Raw genomic sequence first — 17,600 nt, forward strand, 5'->3', positions numbered from 1 at the left:
ATGACCACATTGACCGTACAAACCAACCGAATTGCCCAGTATTGGGCGCTGACCAAGCCGCGCGTGACGCAGCTCGCGGTGTTCTGCGCCGTCATCGGCATGTTCCTGGCCACGCCGGAATTGCCGGACTGGCGCAAGGTCGTGTTCGGCACGATCGGCATCTGGCTGCTGGCCGGCGCCGCGTTCGCCATCAATTGCCTGGTGGAGCGCGAAATCGATTCGCGCATGGCCCGCACCGCACGCCGTCCGATGGCGCGCGGCGAAATTACCGTAGTGCAGACGCTGGTGTTTTCCGGGGTCATCGGCGGCATGGGCATGTGGGTGCTGTACGCTCTGGTCAATCCGCTGACCATGTGGCTGACGCTGGCGACTTTCGTCGGTTACGCGGTCATCTACACGATCATTCTCAAGCCGTCGACGCCGCAAAACATCGTCATCGGCGGCCTGTCCGGCGCGATGCCGCCGGCATTGGGTTGGGCTGCCGTCGCCAATGACGTGCCGATGCAGGCCTGGATCCTGGTGCTGATCATCTTCATCTGGACGCCGCCGCATTTCTGGGCGCTGGCCATGTACCGTCGCGACGACTATGCGAAATCCGGCCTGCCGATGCTGCCGGTCACGCATGGCATGAAGTTCACGCAGCTGCAGATCCTGCTGTATACGATCGCGCTGATCGCCACCACCATGTTGCCGTTCGCGGTCGGCATGAGCGGTCTGATCTATCTCGCCAGCGCCGTCGTGCTGGGCGCCATTTTCTTCTATTACTCCTGGCAGATTTATCGCCACTACACGGACCTGATCGCGCGCAAGGCATTTACCTATTCGATCATTTATCTGTCCCTGTTGTTTGCGGTGCTGCTGGTCGATCACTATTTCCTGTTCAGGACTTTCTGATGAAGCGTTTGCGTTCGTTGTTGCCGGCAGCGTTGCTGGCCTTGTCCACGTTGATGCTGGCGGCATGCCAGGGCAATACCGAGAAGTTCGTCAACACCGACGTCACCGGCCTGGAATACGCAAAAGACTTCGCGCTGACCGACCACAACGGCAAGCCGCGCACCCTGGCCGATTTCAAGGGCAAGGCGGTCGTGATGTTCTTCGGCTATACGCAATGTCCGGACGTCTGCCCGACCACCATGGCCGAGATGGCCAATGTGATGAAGGAACTCGGCCCGCAAGCCGACAAGGTGCAGGTGCTGTTCGTCACCGTCGATCCGGCGCGCGATACGCCGCAGATCCTGTCGCAGTACGTACCGGCTTTCGACAAGCGTTTCCTCGGCTTGTATGGCGATGAGGCGGCAACCGCCAAGGTCGCCAAGGAATTCAAGGTGTTCTATCAGAAGGTGCCGGGCAAGACGCCGGGCAGTTATACGATGGACCATACCGCCGGCAGCTATGTGTTTGACCCGCAGGGGCATATCCGCCTGTTCGTCAAGCATGGCCAGGGTGCGGAGCCCATCGTGCATGATTTGAAATTGCTGCTGTCCTGACCGGAATACGTCAGCAAAAAGGCAAAAGAAAAGGCGCTCAAAGAGCGCCTTTTTCATTGCTGCGTGTTACTTGTCGCCGATCAGGAAAACGCCTGCAGCGCGCCCTTCATCTTCTTCAGGGCAACCGCTTCGATCTGGCGAATACGCTCGGCGGACACGCCGAATTCATCAGCCAGTTCGTGCAGCGTCGCGCCGCTGCCGTCGTCGTTGGCCAGCCAGCGTGCTTCCACGATGCGGCGCGAACGGTCGTCGAGCTTGCTCAGCGCAGCTTCCAGGCCTTCCGATTGCAGACGGTCGTATTGCTTGGCTTCCATCACGCGGGTCGGTTCGCTGTTGTCCGAGGACAGGTAGGCGATCGGCGCGAATTTGTCGTCTTCGTCGTCGGTCGGCGCTTCCAGTGCGACGTCGCGGCCGGACAGGCGGGTTTCCATTTCAATGACTTCTTCGCGCTTGACGTCCAGCGTCTTGGCCAGCGCGTCGACTTGCGCCGGTGTCATGGCGTCCAGGCCTTCCTTGTGGCTGCGCAGATTGAAGAACAGCTTGCGTTGGGCCTTGGTGGTCGCCACTTTGACCAGACGCCAGTTCTTCAGGATGTACTCGTGCATCTCGGCCTTGATCCAGTGCATCGCGTATGACACGAGGCGCACGTTCTGATCCGGGTCGAAGCGCTTGACCGCCTTCATCAGGCCGATATTGCCTTCCTGGATCAGGTCGGCGTGCGGCAGGCCGTAGCCCAGGTAGCCGCGGGCGATCGAGACCACCAGGCGCAAGTGCGACAGCACCAGTTTTTGCGCTGCAGCGAGGTCGTTCTTGTCGCGCAGACTGCGCGCCAGCGAAACTTCTTCAGCTTGCGTCAGCATAGGCAGGCGGTTGACGGCCGAAATGTAGGCGTCGATATTGCCCAGGCTGCCGGAGAAGCCGAGCGCAAGCGCATTGGTCTCGACGGGCATGAGTGCAGTAGCTGATTTCATTGATTCTCCTTGGTTCCTAAATGAGGAAGCGATGCATAAATTAAGCAGTTGCCTTAAAGCTGGAGTATTTCTATCAACTATTCTAGCACTCCTTCCAAGGGAGTGCTAATAACGAATCTGGAAGGAAGGAATAGCTAATATCTATGGTTGTTTTTGATGCAATTGGCTTTCATCGCAGGAATTAGAGGGAAGCTGAGGTCCAAAGTTGCTTCTTTCAACCAGAAAGCTGTAACAAATTTTGCAAAGCAACAATGCAATCAAGGCAATAATTTCCATCGGGGAATTATTGCCTTGATTGATGCCGAAAGGGCGGCCGCAATGTTGGAGAGCTCAGGCCAACCGGGAAAGATGCTGCTTCACGGACAGCATGGCGCCCAACAGGCCGAGCAGGGCGCTGGCCCCGAGCAGGAAGGCGATGGCCTGGATGCTGGGCGGCGCCAGGCGGAATTCCGACGCATACAGTCGGGCGAAATCGGTGATGGCCATGTTCAGCGGCTGCAAGGACAGCACCACCAGTACGAGCGCCAGACCGCCGGCGCACAGCCCGAGCAGCGCGCCGGTGTAGTAGAAGGGGCGATGGATGAAGGCGTTGGTCGCACCCAGCAGACGCGATACTTCGATCTCTTCGTACTGCGTCATGACCTGCAAACGGATCGTATTGAACACCACCGCGACCACCACCGCGCCCAGCGTAACGCCCAGAAACAGCAGCACCAGCCGCAAGATGCGCAGCAATGCAGCCAGGCGCTTGACCCAGGCCGAATCGATCTGGACCGTGTCGACGCCGGGCATGGCCTTCAACTTTTGCGCGATGTCGTCGACGCGGCTGGCGTCCATCGCATTCTGAAATCCGGAAAGTTTCAGGACATAACTGTCCGGCAACGGGTTCGAGCCCAGCGTCGCCAGCACGTCATTGAGGCCGGTTTTGCTCTTGAGCGAATCGAAAGCCTTTTCGCGTGGCGTGAATTCGACCTTGGCCGTGCTGCCGCTGCTTTGCAGGATGCCGTTGATGGTCGTGCTCAGGGCTGTGGCCTTGTCGCGCGAGACGTCCATCTTCAGGAAGATGCTGATTTCCGGCTCGACGGCGAGCTGTTCCGACACCGGCCGCACGTTTTCCAGCACGGTCAGGCCGGCGAACGGCAGCGCCAGCGCAATCGACACCACCAGCACGTTGAGCACGAAGTTGCCCGGCGAGCGCAGCAGGTGGCTGAAGGCATCCGCCAGGGCGAAGAAATGTTGGCGCAGCCAGTTCATTGCGAAATCTCCACCGGATGGCTGACGCCGTTGTGCCAGCCATCGACGATGCGGCCGCGATCCAGGTACACGATGCGGTCGGCGCCGGTCAGGTATTGCTCGTCATGGGTCGAAATCAGGCAAGTCACGCCGACGCCGTGGAAAGACTTGAGCGCCGCCAGCACCTTGTTGGCGTTGTCGCGGTCGAGATTGGCGGTGGGCTCGTCGGCCAGGATGATTTGCGGGCGGTTGACAATGGCGCGGGCAATCGCCACGCGCTGCTGCTCGCCGCCGGAGAGCTCCTGCGGCCCCGACGCAGCCTTGTCGAGCAGGTCGACCTTGTCCAGCGCGGCGCGGGCGCGTTTCTCGGCGTCCGAACGGGCGGCGCCGGTCACGATCAGCGGCAGCATGACGTTGGCCAGGATGCTGCGGTCCTGCAGCAGGCGCTGCTGCTGGAAGATCAGGCCGAGGTTGCGGCGCAGATACGGCATGCCGGAAGGCTTGATGGTGTTGATGCTCTGACCGTTGACGCTGAGCGTGCCGCTGCTGGGACGTTCCATGGCGGCGATCATTTTCAGCAAAGTGGATTTGCCGGCGCCGGACGGACCGGCGAGAAAGAGCAATTCGCCTTTCTGCACCGACAGCGTGATGTCGCGCAAGGCGAACACGTCGCGCGAGTATTGTTTGGAGACCTTGGCGAATTCAATCATCGTCGGTTGTTTGATCTTTTCTTTTTGGCTTACTTCAGCTTATTTGTCAGCTCAGCAACGCATCCACGAACTCTTCGGCGTCGAAGGCTTGCAGATCGTCGATCTGTTCGCCCACGCCGATGAAGTACAACGGCACCGGCCGGGTCTTGGCGATCGCCGCCAGGATGCCGCCTTTGGCGGTGCCGTCCAGTTTGGTCACCACCAAGCCTGTCAGGCCCAGCGCGTCGTCGAAAGCTTTGACCTGCGCCAGCGCATTTTGGCCGGTATTGCCGTCGATGACCAGCAGTACTTCGTGCGGCGCGGTGTCCATGCCCTTGCCGATGACGCGTTTGATCTTTTTCAGTTCGTCCATCAGGTGCAGTTGCGTCGGCAGGCGGCCGGCGGTGTCGACCATGACGACATTGGTGCCGCGCGCCGTGGCCGAATGCACGGCATCGTAGGCGACGGCCGCAGGATCGCCCGATTCCTGGGCGATTACGGTAATGTTGTTGCGCTCGCCCCAGATCGTCAGCTGTTCGCGCGCGGCCGCGCGGAAGGTGTCGCCGGCGGCCAGCAGCACGGACTGGTCATGCGCCTGCAAATGCTTGGCCAGCTTGCCGATCGTGGTGGTCTTGCCGGCGCCGTTGACGCCTGCAATCATCATCACCAGCGGTTGATGGCGGCCCAGCACCAGCGGCTTCTGCAGCGGGCGCAGCATATCGATCAGCAGCGCGCGCAAGGCCTGGCGCACCTGGTCGGCTTCGGTCAGTTTTTCGTCCTTGACCTTCTTCCTGAGCGAATCGAGCAGGAACTGGGTGGCTTCGACGCCGGCGTCCGAGACCAGCAGGGCCGATTCCAGTTCCTCGTAGAGCTCGTCGCCGATCTTGGCGCCGATGAACAGCGTGGTCAGGTTGCTGGAGGTCTTGGACAGGCCGCTCTTGAGGCGGGCCAGCCACGAACGCTTGGCTTCGGGCGACGGTATGGCGATTTCGGCGGTTTCGACGATTTCTTCAGCGGCGGGCACCGATACCGGTGTCGGCGTTGCGGTCACTGCGGGAACGTGCGCCGGCGCGGCTTCCTTGGCGACGATGGGTTCTGGCTGGGGCTTTTTCTTGAAGAAACTAAACATCGGATGCTGGGCTGATTCGTCGAATGTGGCTGCGGTGTCGGATGGGGGCGCGTTTCCCTGGTTTCCCGGCGGGAAAACGCAATGAACAAGGTACAATTGGCCCGGAATATTGCCGTCCGGGCACTCCTTGACTAGCCCCCGCATTCTATCAGAGCACAGCGAATGAAATTGAAGATCAGCGCAATCCTGTCGACCGGTTTGTTATTCGGCTGCCTGGCGGCCATGGGCCCTGCCGTTCTGGCCCAGTCCGCGCCTTCCGTCGCCTCGGAGTTCGTGCTCAAAAACGGCATGAAAGTGATCGTCAAGGAAGACCATCGCGCGCCGACGGCGGTGCAGATGGTCTGGTACAAGGTCGGCTCCATCGACGAAACCAACGGCACCACCGGCATTGCCCATGCGTTGGAGCACATGATGTTCAAGGGCACCACAACGCACAAGACCGGCGAGTTCAGCCGCCTGGTCGCCGAGCTCGGCGGCCGCGAGAACGCCTTCACCAATCGCGATTACACCGCTTACTTCCAGCAAGTCGAGCACACCCGTCTGGAAGCGGTCATGGCGCTGGAAGCCGACCGCATGCGCAATTTGCAATTCGACAAGAACGAATTCGCCAAGGAAATCCGCGTGGTCATGGAAGAGCGCCGCTGGCGCACCGATGACCAGCCGCAAGGCTTGATGAACGAGGCGCTGAACGCCGCCGCCTTCGTCGCCCACCCTTACCATCACCCGGTGGTCGGCTGGATGGACGACCTGCAAAACATGAGCATCGCCGACATCGAAGCCTGGTATCGCCGCTGGTACGCGCCCAACAACGCCACGCTGGTGATCAGCGGCGATGTCAGCGCCGACAAGGTCGTCGCGATGGCGCAGAAGCATTTCGGCGCCATTCCCTCCAAAACCATCGTGCGCGGCAAACCGCAAAACGAGCCGGAGCAACATGGCCTGCGCCGCGTCACCGTCAAGGCGCCGGCCGAAAATCCGTACGTGATCCTGGCTTTCAAGGTACCGACGCTACGCGATGTAGAAAAGGATCAGGATGCCTACGCGCTGGACGTGCTGTCCGCGGTGCTCGACGGCTACGACAACGCGCGCCTGAACGACAAGCTGGTGCGCACCGACAAGGTCGCCAACAGCGCCGGCGCCGGCTACGACGACATTACGCGCGGCCCGACCCTGTTCACGCTCGCAGGCAGTCCGACTGCCGGCACCACCACCGCGCAACTGGAAGGATTGCTGCGCGCCGAAGTCACGCGCATTGCGAAGGAGGGCGTGTCGGAGCAGGAACTGCAGCGTGTGAAGACGCAACTGATCGCCTCGCAAATCTACAAGCGCGATTCCATCTTCGGCCAGGCCATGGAAATCGGCGTGATGGAAATGTCCGGCCTGTCGCACAAGAACATCGACCGCATCGTCGACAAGCTCAAAGCCGTGACGCCGCAGCAAGTGCAGGCCGTCGCGCAGAAGTATTTCACCGACGACAAGCTGACCGTGGCCACGCTGGAGCCGCTGCCCCTGTCGGGCAAGAAGCTCGGACCGCCGCCGGGGCCGCTCAGGTAAGCACCGGGTTTGTCGCAGTATTGACTTGACGATGTGACTTGATGATGTTTGTCCCAAAAACTATCCGTGCATTGCACTCTTATGGAGGAAGAACATGCCAGTGATCGTCGTTGCGAACCCCAAAGGCGGCGTAGGTAAAAGTACTCTTTCCACCAACCTTGCCGGCTATTTCGCCAGCCGCGGGCATGGCGCGCTGCTGGGCGACATCGACCGCCAGCAATCGGCGCGCGCCTGGCTCAACATCCGGCCGCCGGCGGCGACGCAGATCGCCACCTGGGACATCAGCGAGGACTACATCGCCAAGCCGCCCAAGGGCACCACGCACGTGGTGCTCGATACGCCGGCGGGCTTGCATGGATGGCGCCTGAACGACGTCCTCAAAATGGCGGACAAGGTGATCGTGCCTTTGCAGCCGTCGATTTTCGACATCCTTGCGACACAGGATTTCCTGCGCCGTCTGGCGGAAGAAAAAGCCGTGCGGCAAGGCGAAATCGACGTCGGCATCGTCGGCATGCGCGTCGACGCGCGCACGCGTTCGGCCGATCAGTTGCACCGCTTCATCGAAGGCCTGAACCTGCCGGTGCTGAGCTATCTGCGCGACACGCAGAACTACGTGCAACTGGCGGCGCACGGCCTGACGCTGTGGGATATCGCGCCTTCGCGCGTGCAGCGCGACATCGAGCAATGGCAGCCCATCATCGACTGGGTCGAAGGCCGGCCGATTCCCGCGCCTGCCGTTGCGGCCATCGCCATGCCGCCGCAGTGAGCGTGGTCTCTACTTATCATTAAGATTATTTAGTCAGCATCAAGATGAAAAAATATTGGTTGGTTTGTGCGACGCTGCTCGCTTGTTTTGCCGGGCAGGCGCAGGCGGCCCTGCAGATTCAGTCGTGGTCTTTGCCCAATGGCGCGCGCGTGCTGTTCGTCGAAAACCATGCAATTCCCATGCTCGATCTCAGCGTCGAATTCGATGCCGGCACGCGCCGCGATCCGGTTGGAAAATCCGGACTGGCGTCGCTGACCAATGCCATGCTGACGCGCGGCGCCTCTGTCGCCGGCGATGCGCCGGCCTTGTCGGAAGCGCAGATCCTCGATGGTTTCGCCGACGTGGCGGCGCAGCGCGGCGGCGGCGCCAGCCTGGATCGCGCCGGCGTCACCTTGCGCATGTTATCGAGCGCGACCGAGCGTGACGTCGCAGTGGACTTGCTGGCGCGCACGCTGGCGCAGCCGAGTTTCCCTGCAGACTTGTTCGCCCGCGACCGGGCGCGCACCATCGCCGACGTCAAGGAATCGCAAACCAAGGCCGAGGACATCGCCAACAAGGCGTTCTGGGCTGCTCTCTATGGCGAACACCCGTATGCGCGCCAGGAAAGCGAAGCCTCGGTCGCCGCCATCACACGCGATGATCTGGTGAATTTCCATCGCATGCATTACGTCGCCAACCGCGCCGTCATCGCCATGATCGGCGACGTCACGCGCAGGCAGGCGGATCAGATCGCACAACGCCTGACGCAGCAGTTGCCGCAAGGCGCCGCGCTGCCGGCCTTGCCCGAAGTGGTCGCAGGCAAGGCGGCGGAGCAGCGCATTGCACATCCGGCATCGCAATCCCACATTTTGATCGGCATGCCGGCGCTGGTGCGCGGCGATCCGGATTTTTTCGCACTGACGGTCGGCAATTACATTCTCGGCGGCGGCGGGTTTGTGTCGCGTCTGACCAATGAAGTGCGCGAGAAGCGGGCATTGAGCTATAGCGTCTACAGCTATTTCTCGCCGCTGGCGCAAAAAGGTCCGTTCCAGATCGGTTTGCAGACCAAGCGGGAACAGACCAATGAAGCGCTCGGCGTGGTGCGCAGCACGCTGGCGGCCTATCTGAGGGATGGCCCGACGGCGGCCGAGCTGAAAGCGGCCAAGGACAACCTGATCGGCGGCTTTGCCTTGCGTATCGACAACAATCGCAAGATTCTCGACAACCTGGCGGTGATCGGTTATTACCGTTTACCGTTGGATTATCTCGACACCTGGACGGCCAATATCGGCAAAGTCACGACCGTACAGATTCGCGATGCCTTCAAGCGTAAAATTGCGCCCGATCAATTGACGACTGTCGTGGTGGGCGAGGCTGAATAAAATATGAGCAAGACCGTAAGAAAACATGGCATCGCGGCGCATGGCCGCAGCGCGCACCAGGTCCGCATCATCGGCGGCCAGTGGAAGCGCACGCCGCTGCCGGTGCTGGATGCCGAAGGCCTGCGGCCGACGCCGGACCGCGTGCGCGAAACCGTCTTCAACTGGCTGACGCATCTGATCGACGGCGACTGGGAGCAGATGAGCTGCCTCGATCTGTTCGCCGGTTCCGGCGCGCTCGGCTTCGAGGCCGCCAGCCGTGGCGCGCAGCGCGTCGTCATGGTCGAGAATCACACCCCGGCCGTGCGCCAGCTTGAAGCCAACAAGGAAAAACTGCAGGCGGCGCAAGTCGAGATCCAGCGCGGCGATGCGCTGGCGCTATTGCAGGGGCTGAGCACGCGTGCCACAACTGCAAACGGATTTCAGCTTATTTTTGCCGATCCGCCGTATCATCAAAACTGGTTGGCGAAAATCATGCCGATATGCGAGCAGCTTCTGGCGAACCGCGGTCTGATGTACGTGGAGTCGGAACATTCGCTGGAGGGCGATGCGCTCCCGGACTGGATGGCGCCCTGGGAAGTTGTGCGGGCCGATAAGGCTGGCGTGGTGTTTTATCACTTATTGCGGCGCAAAAACATTAGCTAATTCAGGCATAATGCGCGTTCTGATTGCTTAGCTGGTGAGGAGAGACCCTGATGGTGACAGCTGTTTATCCGGGAACATTCGATCCGTTGACACGTGGCCATGAAGATCTGGTAAGACGCGCATCGGGATTGTTTGACAAGTTGGTCGTGGGCGTAGCGGACAGCAAAAACAAGAAGCCGTTTTTCTCCCTCGAGGAGCGCCTGTCGATAGCGAATGAAGTACTGGGACATTATCCAAATGTCCAGGTGGAAAGTTTTTCCGGGCTGCTCAAGGATTTCGTGCGGCAAAACAACGCCCGCGTCATCGTACGCGGCCTGCGCGCGGTATCGGACTTCGAATATGAATTCCAGATGGCCGGCATGAATCGTTATCTGTTGCCCGACGTGGAAACCTTGTTTCTGACGCCGTCGGACCAATATCAATTCATATCGGGCACCATCGTGCGCGAAATCGCCCTGCTGGGCGGCGACGTGTCGAAGTTTGTATTCCCCTCGGTCGAAAAATGGCTGAAGGAAAAGATGGCGAAGATGGATCTGTAGCTGATTTGTAATTGCCTTGTCCGCATCCTCTGCGGGCAAGGCAGGTTGTATGAGAAGAGAGCGGAGTATTTATGGCACTGATGATCACCGATGATTGCATTAACTGCGACGTCTGCGAGCCTGAGTGCCCGAACGAAGCGATCTACATGGGGCCGCAGATCTATGAAATCGACCCCAACAAATGCACCGAATGCGTCGGCCATTTCGACGAGCCGCAATGCCAGCAAGTCTGCCCGGTCGCCTGCATCCCCTTCGATCCGGCCTGGCGCGAATCCAAAGAACAACTGATGGTCAAGTACGAAACTTTGCAGGTTGCGGCCAAAGGCTGAAGGGCTCTCCACGTACATCCCCCCGGCATCCTTGCCGCATCCGCCACATCCTCGTGGCGCCATAAGAAAATCCTGCTTGCTTATCGGTAGTCAGTATTTCTGTTGTGCCGTTCTGGCGCGGTATCATCGTCGCTTGTCTGTTCTTTAGCCATTTCCTTCGTCTGTCGTTGCGCCGCTCTGCCGCGCTTCAATCCTCTTTTGTCTGGAAAACCGCCATGCCCAATCATCAGCGCCTGCGCCATTTCGTCACTTCATTTGCCGCCTTGCTGGAGCGTGAATCCGGCGAAGCCGGCATCATCCGCGAGGGATCATCGCTCTTGCGCGAATTGGTCGCCGTCGACGACTGGTTGCCGGAAGCATGCGCCCAGCCCGATCCGGATCGTTATCGCCAATACCTGCTTCATGTCGACTCGGCACAGCGATTTTCCGTGGTGAGTTTTGTCTGGGGGCCGGGGCAGCAAACGCCGGTGCACGACCATACGGTCTGGGGATTGATCGGCATGCTGCGCGGTTCGGAATACTCGCAATCCTATCGAAGGCAAGACGAAAATGCCGGCGCGCTCCAGCCTTTCGGAGAACCGATACAATTGACGCCCGGCATGGTGGAAGCAGTCTCGCCCAATGTGGACGGATTGGACGACATCCATCGCGTGCGCAATGCCTACGACGACAGGGTATCGATCAGCATCCACGTGTATGGTGCCAACATCGGCGCAGTGCATCGTTCCGTGTATCAGCCGGACGGCACGCGCAAGGCATTCATTTCGGGTTATTCCAACACTACCTTACCTAATATTTGGGACCTGTCCCAGGAGACGACAACAAGATGAGCATTCCTACCCGCAGCTTCCAGCAAGTCCGTGACGATCTTCTGGCGCGCCGCGAGATCGCGCTGCTCGACGTGCGCGAAGAGGCGCCGCACGCCGAAGCGCATCCGCTGTTCGCCGCCAACCTGCCGTTCTCGCATCTGGAGCTGCTGGCCTATGCGCGCATTCCGCGCCGCGACACCGCCATCGTCGTACTCGATGACGGCGAAGGTTTGGCGGAACAATCCGCTGTCCGTTTCATCGCGCTCGGCTACCGCAACGTCAGCATCCTGGCCGGCGGCGTCAGCGGCTGGAAGGCCGCAGGCGGCGAGCTGTTCCAGGACGTCAACGTACCGAGCAAATCCTTCGGCGAACTGGTGGAAAGCAAGCGCCACACGCCGTCCTTGTCCGCAGAAGAAGTCAAGGCTCTGCTCGACGCCAAAGAAGACGTGGTCGTGCTGGATGCGCGCCGTTTCGACGAATACCAGAACATGAACATCCCGACCTCGGTCAGCGTGCCGGGCGCCGAGCTGGTGCTGCGCGTACGCGAAATGGCGCCGGATCCCCGTACCCGCGTCATCGTCAATTGCGCCGGCCGCACGCGCAGCATCATCGGCACGCAATCGTTGGTCAACGCCGGCATTCCGAATCAGGTGCATGCGCTGCGCAACGGCACCATCGGCTGGACGCTGGCGGGGCAACAGCTGGAGCACGGCAACAGCCGCCAGTTTCCGGTCGGCGTCGCCACGGAGACGCGCGTACAGGCGGCCGGCGATGCGCGTGCGGTGGCGGATCGCGCCGGCGTCAAACGACTCGATCGGCAGGGTTTGCAGGCCTTCCGAGCCGATGCCACGCGCACGACCTATCAGTTCGACGTGCGCACGCCGCAGGAATATGAAGCCGGCCACTTGCCGGGCTTCCTCAGTGCGCCCGGCGGGCAACTGGTGCAGGAGACCGAATCCAATGCCACCGTGCGCGGCGCCCGTATCGTACTGGTCGACGACGATGGCGTGCGCGCCAACATGACGGCATCGTGGCTGGCGCAAATGGCGTGGGAAGTCTATGTGCTCGACGGCGTGACGGCGCAGCAATTGTCCGAACAGGGCCCGGCCAAGCGTGAGCTGCCGCCCGCGCCGCAGTCGGAAAAAATCTCGCCGCAAACCCTGGCCGCCTGGCTGGAGCGCAAGGACGGCACCGTCGTACTCGACTTCGCCACCAGCGCCAACTACGTCAAGCAACACATTCCCGGCGCCTGGTTCGCGCTGCGCTCGCAATTACCCGAGGCATTGAAAGCCGTGCCGCCGGCCGAGCGCTATGTCGTCACTTGCGGCAGCAGCTTGCTGGCGGCGTACGTGATCGGCGATCTGGCTGCGTTGACCGACAAACCGGTGTTCTTGCTGGAGGGGGGCGACAATGGCTGGAAGGCCGCCGGCTTGCCGATCGAGACCGGCGCAACCGCGCTGGCGTCGCCGCGCATCGACCGCTACCGCCGTCCATACGAAGGTACCGACAATCCGGCTTCGGCCATGCAGGCTTACCTCGATTGGGAATTCGGCCTGGTCGAGCAGCTCGGACGCGACGGCACGCATGGGTTCTACGTGATATAGCGTATTTCTGCAGAGTAAATCGAGAACGGCGCGACCCGATTACAATGACGGTCGCGTTTTCTTTTCTGCAGGACTACATGCAACCTATTTCGCCACGGGCCGTCGGTGCTTTGCTCGTCAATACGACCATCTGGGGCTTGTCCTGGATAGCCTTCAAATCCTTGCAGCAGCAGGGCATCCATCCGATATGGGCGACCGCGATCATTTTTTCGTTCTGCACGATCTGGCTGTTGCTGCTCAAGCGTAAATCCATTCCCGCACTGCGCAAGCATCCCGAGCTGCTGTACGTCGCGGTGGCATCCGGCGTCAACAACATTGCGTTCAACGGCGCCGTGGCCTTCGGCGATGTGGTGCGCGTGGTCCTGCTGTTTTATCTGATGCCGATCTGGGCCGTGATCCTGGCGCGCCTGGTGCTGCACGAACCGATCACCCGGCCTGCGGTGCTGCGTATTGCACTGGGGTTGCTTGGCGCGCTGATCGTGTTGTATCAGCCGTCCATCGGCGTGCCGCTGCCGCATGACCTGGCCGACTGGGTGGCCTTGCTCGGTGGTTTGAGCTTTGCCTTCAGCAATGTGATGTTGCGCCGTTTGCACGGCGTGGCCGATGGTGCGCGCTCGATTGCGATGCTGGGCGGCGGAGCAGTGCTGTCGCTGGCGTTGGGCGCTGCGCTCGCGGTGACCGGTGTGATTGCGTGGCCGGCTTCCATCGGCGCGCCGTCGGTGCCGACGCTGGCCTTGTGGTCGGTGCTGTTCATGATTTCCAACCTGTGCCTGCAATACGGCGTGGCGCGTCTGCCGGTCAATATCACGGCGGTTGTGATGCTGGTGGAAATCATCGTCGCCGCTGCATCGGCATGGTGGATGGGGGCGGCGGAATTGCGCGTGCAGGATTTTATCGGCGGCGCCTTGATCATCGCGACGCCATGGCTGATTCGCGACAAGCGGGTGCTGCCGTCAGGGCACTGATGTAGAGCTCTAAGGTACATTCGTACTGTCTGCGCCGGCGCGCCTTGCCATCGACGTTTTGTCAGTGGCCCTTAGTCCGCCAGCACGACGCGGTTGCGGCCGCTTTCCTTGGCGCGGTACAAGGCTTCATCGGCGCGGGCGACCAGCTTCTGGCGCGCCATGTCGGCCGGAATGCTGCGGTCCGGCGGCGTTTGCGCGGCGGCGCCGATGGAGACGGTGACTTTCAGCGCTTCGTCGGCGCCGGCGATCAGGATAGCTTGCTGGGCCACGCTGGCACGGATGCGCTCGGCAATGCGGGCAGCGTCTTGCACGGTCGCCTGCGTGAGCAGCACGATGAATTCTTCGCCGCCGTAACGGCCGAGCGAGTCGCTCAGACGCAATTCTTTTTTGATTCGTGTGGCCACTTCGCGCAACACGTCGTCGCCGCTTTGATGACCGAACTTGTCGTTGACGCGCTTGAAGTGATCAATGTCGATGAACAGGCAGGACAACGCGGAACGCTCGCGCTGGGCGCGGCCGATTTCTTCCTGCATGCGTTGTTCGATGTAGCGACGGTTGTTGACGCCGGTGAGCGGGTCGGTCAGGCCGATGTGTTTCAGGCGCTCGTTGTTGATGACGTTTTCGAGGCAAATGGCGACCACCGAGGCCAGGCGTTCGATGAAGTCGGTCGCCAGGTTGCCGGTAAAGCGTCCTTCGTGGGCGCTGCCCAGCGCCAGGTAGCCGATCGGCTTCTGATGGCGCATGAGCGGCAGCACCGCCACGCTGGCCGGCTGGTAGCTGGGAAACAGGGGAGTGTGCAGCGTCGGCTGGTACGGGCCCAGCGTCGGTTTGTCCTGAGGCAGCGACGTGCCGCCTTCGACATGGAACAGCAAATTGGGATATTCATCGAGACCGATCTGCAGGTCCTGCAGGATGCGGCGGATGTCGAAATCGTGGTCGATCAGGGTGAGGGTGACGATTTCCAGATTGAACGTGTTCGGCATCAGCAAGGATACCGTTTCAATCAGGTCGCGGAATTCGCCGGAGCCGATCAGGCGCAGGTCGAAAGCCTGATGGCGCTGCATGATCTGCTGGTTGATGCGTGCTTGCTCCAGGAGATCCTGCATCTCAGCATGCAACTGCTGATTCTCTTCGATCAATGCTTGAGTGTCGACAGCGCTTTTCATCGTTGATCCGGTCTTGCAGCCGCTCTTTTTCCCTAACGTGGTGCATGCCGCCCACGTTCCCTGTTGCCCGCGGCGCCATATTCAATCGGCATCACGAGGGCGCACAAGCTTACCATTACCGCGCTGCGGATGGCGATAGACCGGTAAAAAATCGTTCGCCCATTTCTTCCAGCCCCAGCGATTGCAAGACTTCCTGCAGGCGCTCGGTCGGTCGTTTGCGCGGCAGGTCCTTGTAGCGGGCGATGATCAGTTCGTTCTTCATCGAGTGTTCCCAGCCGACCAATTCGGTGACGCTGACCTGGTAGCCGTGCGCTTCCAGTTGCAGGCAACGCAGCACATTGGTGACCTGGCTGCCGAATTCGCGCGTGTGCAGCGGATGGCGCCAGAGTTCGGTCAGCGACGTGCGGCCCAGCGACTGGCCCTTGTTGCGGTTGAGAACCGAAGCGACTTCGGCCTGGCAGCAGGGCACCAGCACCATGAATTGCGCCTGTTTTTTCAGCGCGAAATGGATAGCGTCGTCGGTCGCGGTGTCGCAGGCATGCAGCGCCGTGACCATGTCGATCTGCGCGGGCAGGGCGGGCGATTCGATCGAATCGGCCACCGACAGGTTGAGGAAGGACATGCCGGGGAAGCCGAGGCGTCGTGCCAGCTCGCTCGATTTCTGCACCAGTTCTTCGCGGGTTTCGATGCCGTAGATGCGCGAGGCACCCTCCAGCGATTTGAAAAACAGGTCGTACAGGATGAAGCCGAGATAGGACTTGCCGGCGCCGTGATCGACCACGCTGACATCGGGATGCCGGCCGCGGATTTCCTGCAGCAGCGGCTCGATGAACTGGTACAGGTGGTAGACCTGCTTGAGCTTGCGACGGCTGTCCTGGTTCAGCTTGCCGTCGCGCGTCAGGATGTGCAGTTCCTTGAGCAGCTCGATCGATTGACCGGGGCGGATATCGGGAATGGCCGTCGCTGTACCGGCGCCTGCGGCAGCGCCGGCCGCCGCAGGTTTGGTTTGCTTCTTGCTGCTCATGGAATGTGCCGGTAGGTCAGACGAACTGCTTAGACGTTGAACAGGAAGTTCATCACATCGCCGTCCTTGACGATGTATTCCTTGCCTTCGGCGCGCATCTTGCCGGCTTCCTTGGCGCCTGCTTCGCCCTTGTAGGCGATGTAGTCTTCGTAAGCGATGGTCTGCGCGCGGATGAAGCCGCGTTCGAAGTCGGTGTGGATCACGCCGGCGGCTTGCGGGCCGGTGGCGCCGACCGGCACCGTCCAGGCGCGCACTTCCTTGACGCCGGCGGTGAAGTAGGTTTGCAGGCCGAGCAGCTTGAAGCCGGCGCGGATCAGGCGATCCAGGCCCGGTTCTTCCATGCCCATGTCGGCCAGGAATTCGGCCTTGTCGGCGTCGTCCAGGTCGGCGATTTCCGATTCGATGGCGGCGCAGATGGCGACGATCGGCGCGCCCTGTTCCTTGGCGTAGGCGGTCAATTGGTCCAGCAGCGGGTTGCCGGTGAAACCGGTGTCGGAGACGTTGGCGACATACATGGCCGGTTTGGCCGTGATCAGGCACAGCGGCTTGATCAGCGCCATTTCTTCAGCGTCCAGACCCAGTGCGCGCACCGGCTTGGCATCGTCCAGCGCCGGCATGATGCGTTCCAGCAGGGCCACCAGCTTGGCGGCGTCCTTGTCGCCCGAGCGGGCTTTTTTCTGTTCGCGGTGGATGGCTTTTTCGACGGTGCCCATGTCGGCCAGCGCCAGTTCGGTCTGGATCACGGCGATGTCGTCGAGCGGGCTGACCTTGCCGGAGACGTGGATCACGTTCGGATCTTCAAAGCAGCGCACCACGTTGACGATGGCGTCGGTTTCGCGGATGTGCGACAGGAACTGGTTGCCCAGGCCTTCGCCCTTGGATGCGCCGGCGACCAGGCCGGCGATGTCGACGAATTCCACTGTTGCCGAAAGGATGCGTTCCGGTTTGACGATGTCTGCCAGCGCCTGCAAGCGCGGATCGGGCACTTCGACCATGCCGACGTTCGGTTCGATGGTGCAGAACGGATAGTTCTCGGCGGGGATGCCCGCCTTGGTCAGGGCATTGAACAGGGTCGATTTACCGACGTTGGGCAGGCCCACGATGCCGCATTTGAGGCTCATGACAAAATTCTTTCTTGATCAAAAGCGGTATTGTAGCAAGTCGGGCCGCCTAACTATAGCTTTAGGCGCGGTTTGGCCGCTTGCGGACGCAGGCTTCGGCAAAGCCGGGAGGATCGTCGGGCAATTTGCAAAAACACGGCAAGAATGCCGCAACGCACCAGGAATGGTGCGCTGAAGTGTTTCCAATTTGTTTCTGTATGTTAAAAGGCGG

18 protein-coding genes are annotated in these 17,600 nt (G+C 60.9%); 11 read left to right on the plus strand and 7 right to left on the minus strand.

The window, feature by feature from the left end:
• Complete coding sequence (gene cyoE, locus PMI16_RS11350) at positions 1-894, plus strand: heme o synthase (RefSeq protein ID WP_007879580.1); 894 nt, start codon at positions 1-3, stop codon at positions 892-894.
• Positions 894-1,487: an SCO family protein gene (locus PMI16_RS11355; protein ID WP_007879581.1), complete on the plus strand. Its 594-nt coding sequence runs from the start codon at positions 894-896 to the stop codon at positions 1,485-1,487. The genes cyoE and PMI16_RS11355 overlap by 1 nt, the downstream gene beginning before the upstream one ends.
• 80 nt (positions 1,488-1,567) lie before the next feature.
• Here the strand turns inward: PMI16_RS11355 and rpoH are convergent, their stop codons facing one another.
• The 4 genes from rpoH to ftsY form a co-directional block, all read right to left on the minus strand.
• Positions 1,568-2,458 (minus strand): RNA polymerase sigma factor RpoH, encoded by an 891-nt coding sequence (gene rpoH / locus PMI16_RS11360; protein ID WP_007879584.1) that lies wholly within the window; start codon positions 2,456-2,458, stop codon positions 1,568-1,570.
• A gap of 330 nt (positions 2,459-2,788) precedes the next feature.
• The gene (gene ftsX / locus PMI16_RS11365) at positions 2,789-3,712 is read right to left on the minus strand and encodes a permease-like cell division protein FtsX (protein WP_007879586.1); all 924 of its coding nucleotides are present in this window, start codon (positions 3,710-3,712) and stop codon (positions 2,789-2,791) included.
• Complete coding sequence (locus PMI16_RS11370) at positions 3,709-4,401, minus strand: cell division ATP-binding protein FtsE (RefSeq protein WP_007879588.1); 693 nt, start codon at positions 4,399-4,401, stop codon at positions 3,709-3,711. Before PMI16_RS11370 ends, ftsX begins: the two co-directional genes overlap by 4 nt.
• A gap of 46 nt (positions 4,402-4,447) precedes the next feature.
• On the minus strand, positions 4,448-5,509 hold the full coding sequence (gene ftsY / locus PMI16_RS11375; RefSeq protein WP_034380023.1) for a signal recognition particle-docking protein FtsY: 1,062 nt from the start codon (positions 5,507-5,509) through the stop codon (positions 4,448-4,450).
• A gap of 162 nt (positions 5,510-5,671) precedes the next feature.
• On the opposite strand from ftsY, the gene PMI16_RS11380 reads away from it, so the two are divergent.
• The 9 genes from PMI16_RS11380 (at position 5,672) to PMI16_RS11420 (ending at position 14,078) form a co-directional block, all read left to right on the plus strand.
• The gene (locus PMI16_RS11380) at positions 5,672-7,063 is read left to right on the plus strand and encodes a M16 family metallopeptidase (RefSeq protein WP_007879592.1); all 1,392 of its coding nucleotides are present in this window, start codon (positions 5,672-5,674) and stop codon (positions 7,061-7,063) included.
• Positions 7,064-7,157: 94 nt separating this feature from the next.
• Complete coding sequence (locus PMI16_RS11385) at positions 7,158-7,829, plus strand: ParA family protein (RefSeq protein WP_007879593.1); 672 nt, start codon at positions 7,158-7,160, stop codon at positions 7,827-7,829.
• 44 nt (positions 7,830-7,873) lie between these two features.
• The gene (locus tag PMI16_RS11390) at positions 7,874-9,190 is read left to right on the plus strand and encodes a M16 family metallopeptidase (protein WP_007879595.1); all 1,317 of its coding nucleotides are present in this window, start codon (positions 7,874-7,876) and stop codon (positions 9,188-9,190) included.
• A gap of 3 nt (positions 9,191-9,193) precedes the next feature.
• The gene (gene rsmD, locus PMI16_RS11395; RefSeq protein ID WP_007879596.1) at positions 9,194-9,832 is read left to right on the plus strand and encodes a 16S rRNA (guanine(966)-N(2))-methyltransferase RsmD; all 639 of its coding nucleotides are present in this window, start codon (positions 9,194-9,196) and stop codon (positions 9,830-9,832) included.
• 50 nt (positions 9,833-9,882) lie between these two features.
• Entirely contained in the window at positions 9,883-10,371 is a 489-nt protein-coding gene (coaD, locus tag PMI16_RS11400; RefSeq protein ID WP_007879597.1) for a pantetheine-phosphate adenylyltransferase, read from the plus strand.
• 71 nt (positions 10,372-10,442) lie between these two features.
• Positions 10,443-10,700, plus strand: a complete 258-nt coding sequence (locus tag PMI16_RS11405; RefSeq protein WP_007879598.1) for a YfhL family 4Fe-4S dicluster ferredoxin — start codon at positions 10,443-10,445, stop codon at positions 10,698-10,700.
• A gap of 215 nt (positions 10,701-10,915) precedes the next feature.
• Entirely contained in the window at positions 10,916-11,530 is a 615-nt protein-coding gene (locus tag PMI16_RS11410) for a cysteine dioxygenase (RefSeq protein WP_007879599.1), read from the plus strand.
• Positions 11,527-13,113, plus strand: coding sequence for a rhodanese-related sulfurtransferase (locus PMI16_RS11415; protein WP_007879600.1), 1,587 nt, complete (start codon positions 11,527-11,529; stop codon positions 13,111-13,113). Before PMI16_RS11410 ends, PMI16_RS11415 begins: the two co-directional genes overlap by 4 nt.
• Positions 13,114-13,190: 77 nt before the next feature.
• Positions 13,191-14,078: a DMT family transporter gene (locus tag PMI16_RS11420; protein ID WP_034380119.1), complete on the plus strand. Its 888-nt coding sequence runs from the start codon at positions 13,191-13,193 to the stop codon at positions 14,076-14,078.
• 71 nt (positions 14,079-14,149) lie between these two features.
• Here the strand turns inward: PMI16_RS11420 and PMI16_RS11425 are convergent, their stop codons facing one another.
• The 3 genes from PMI16_RS11425 to ychF all read right to left on the minus strand — a co-directional run bounded on the left by PMI16_RS11425 (position 14,150) and on the right by ychF (position 17,389).
• The gene (locus tag PMI16_RS11425) at positions 14,150-15,244 is read right to left on the minus strand and encodes a GGDEF domain-containing protein (protein WP_007879602.1); all 1,095 of its coding nucleotides are present in this window, start codon (positions 15,242-15,244) and stop codon (positions 14,150-14,152) included.
• Between the two features lie 115 nt (positions 15,245-15,359).
• Positions 15,360-16,268 carry a class I SAM-dependent methyltransferase gene (locus PMI16_RS11430; RefSeq protein WP_007879603.1) on the minus strand — a complete coding sequence of 303 codons (909 nt, stop codon included), beginning with the start codon at positions 16,266-16,268 and terminating at the stop codon, positions 15,360-15,362.
• A gap of 29 nt (positions 16,269-16,297) precedes the next feature.
• On the minus strand, positions 16,298-17,389 hold the full coding sequence (gene ychF, locus PMI16_RS11435; RefSeq protein WP_007879604.1) for a redox-regulated ATPase YchF: 1,092 nt from the start codon (positions 17,387-17,389) through the stop codon (positions 16,298-16,300).
• Positions 17,390-17,600 lie beyond the last annotated feature (211 nt).

The sequence above is a fragment of the Herbaspirillum sp. CF444 genome (genome assembly GCF_000282135.1).
Lineage (GTDB): Bacteria > Pseudomonadota > Gammaproteobacteria > Burkholderiales > Burkholderiaceae_D > Herbaspirillum.

What these genes read in the sequence shown, in the direction of transcription:
- ychF (WP_007879604.1), bottom strand. Translation starts at nt 17,389, where the DNA reads ATGAGCCTCAAATGCGGCATCGTGGGCCTGCCCAACGTCGGTAAATCG.
- rpoH (WP_007879584.1), bottom strand. Translation starts at nt 2,458, where the DNA reads ATGAAATCAGCTACTGCACTCATGCCCGTCGAGACCAATGCGCTTGCG.
- PMI16_RS11405 (WP_007879598.1), top strand. Translation starts at nt 10,443, where the DNA reads ATGGCACTGATGATCACCGATGATTGCATTAACTGCGACGTCTGCGAG.
- PMI16_RS11415 (WP_007879600.1), top strand. Translation starts at nt 11,527, where the DNA reads ATGAGCATTCCTACCCGCAGCTTCCAGCAAGTCCGTGACGATCTTCTG.
- rsmD (WP_007879596.1), top strand. Translation starts at nt 9,194, where the DNA reads ATGAGCAAGACCGTAAGAAAACATGGCATCGCGGCGCATGGCCGCAGC.
- PMI16_RS11410 (WP_007879599.1), top strand. Translation starts at nt 10,916, where the DNA reads ATGCCCAATCATCAGCGCCTGCGCCATTTCGTCACTTCATTTGCCGCC.
- PMI16_RS11355 (WP_007879581.1), top strand. Translation starts at nt 894, where the DNA reads ATGAAGCGTTTGCGTTCGTTGTTGCCGGCAGCGTTGCTGGCCTTGTCC.
- coaD (WP_007879597.1), top strand. Translation starts at nt 9,883, where the DNA reads ATGGTGACAGCTGTTTATCCGGGAACATTCGATCCGTTGACACGTGGC.
- PMI16_RS11420 (WP_034380119.1), top strand. Translation starts at nt 13,191, where the DNA reads ATGCAACCTATTTCGCCACGGGCCGTCGGTGCTTTGCTCGTCAATACG.
- PMI16_RS11425 (WP_007879602.1), bottom strand. Translation starts at nt 15,244, where the DNA reads ATGAAAAGCGCTGTCGACACTCAAGCATTGATCGAAGAGAATCAGCAG.
- cyoE (WP_007879580.1), top strand. Translation starts at nt 1, where the DNA reads ATGACCACATTGACCGTACAAACCAACCGAATTGCCCAGTATTGGGCG.
- PMI16_RS11430 (WP_007879603.1), bottom strand. Translation starts at nt 16,268, where the DNA reads ATGAGCAGCAAGAAGCAAACCAAACCTGCGGCGGCCGGCGCTGCCGCA.
- ftsY (WP_034380023.1), bottom strand. Translation starts at nt 5,509, where the DNA reads ATGTTTAGTTTCTTCAAGAAAAAGCCCCAGCCAGAACCCATCGTCGCC.
- PMI16_RS11385 (WP_007879593.1), top strand. Translation starts at nt 7,158, where the DNA reads ATGCCAGTGATCGTCGTTGCGAACCCCAAAGGCGGCGTAGGTAAAAGT.
- PMI16_RS11370 (WP_007879588.1), bottom strand. Translation starts at nt 4,401, where the DNA reads ATGATTGAATTCGCCAAGGTCTCCAAACAATACTCGCGCGACGTGTTC.
- ftsX (WP_007879586.1), bottom strand. Translation starts at nt 3,712, where the DNA reads ATGAACTGGCTGCGCCAACATTTCTTCGCCCTGGCGGATGCCTTCAGC.
- PMI16_RS11380 (WP_007879592.1), top strand. Translation starts at nt 5,672, where the DNA reads ATGAAATTGAAGATCAGCGCAATCCTGTCGACCGGTTTGTTATTCGGC.
- PMI16_RS11390 (WP_007879595.1), top strand. Translation starts at nt 7,874, where the DNA reads ATGAAAAAATATTGGTTGGTTTGTGCGACGCTGCTCGCTTGTTTTGCC.